This window comes from Actinotalea sp. C106, assembly GCF_023630195.1.
GTDB lineage: Bacteria > Actinomycetota > Actinomycetes > Actinomycetales > Cellulomonadaceae > Actinotalea.
The window spans coordinates 1-622 of record NZ_JALPKN010000622.1; the positions used below are offsets into that span (position 1 = coordinate 1).

Genomic DNA, 622 nt, shown 5'->3' on the forward strand with positions numbered 1-622 from the left:
CGCAGGGCGCGGCGCCGGACGCCCAGGTCCTCGACCCCCACCCGGTCCCCCGCGCCGAGGTAGCCCTCGGCGATCGTCGCGGCGGCCTGCCGGGCGAGGTCGAGGGAGGTCGCGTCGTCGGGTCGGATGGGGCGCAGCCCGGACCACGTCGAGACGTCGGGCCCGACGTCGTCCCGGGAGTCGACGACGAGGGTGACCGTGGCCTCGGCGAGGGCCACCGTGCGGCGCACGTACAGCTCCTCGAGGTGGGGCGAGCGGCGAGCGGTGACCCGCCAGTCGACCCGGCGCGGGCTGTCCCCGGGGGCGAAGGGGTGCACGTCGCGCAGCCCACCGCCGTCCCCGGGACGCCGGGACTCGTGCTGTCCGGTCAGCCCCCGCAGACGCAGCGGCAGGGGCAGCCCGGGCATCCGGCGTCCGCGGGGCAGGACGACCACCCGGCCCGCAGGCACCTGCCCCACCGGCCCGGTCAGGTACGTGCCAGGGCCCAGACCCTGGTGCTCGACGGCGAAGAGCTCCTGGGCGCCGGTGCGCACCGAGGTGGCGGACACCCCGAGCACGCGGGTCAGCGGCACCTCGACCAGGGCCTCGGTGGTGCCGTGGCTCAGCCGCCCGACCCGCACCC

General features: G+C 78.1%; 1 protein-coding gene. It reads right to left on the reverse strand.

Features of this window, described 5'->3' with window-relative positions; translation table 11 throughout:
* On the reverse strand, positions 1–622 hold a 622-nt coding region (locus L0B03_RS18855; protein ID WP_250448647.1), incomplete at both ends, for a DUF58 domain-containing protein.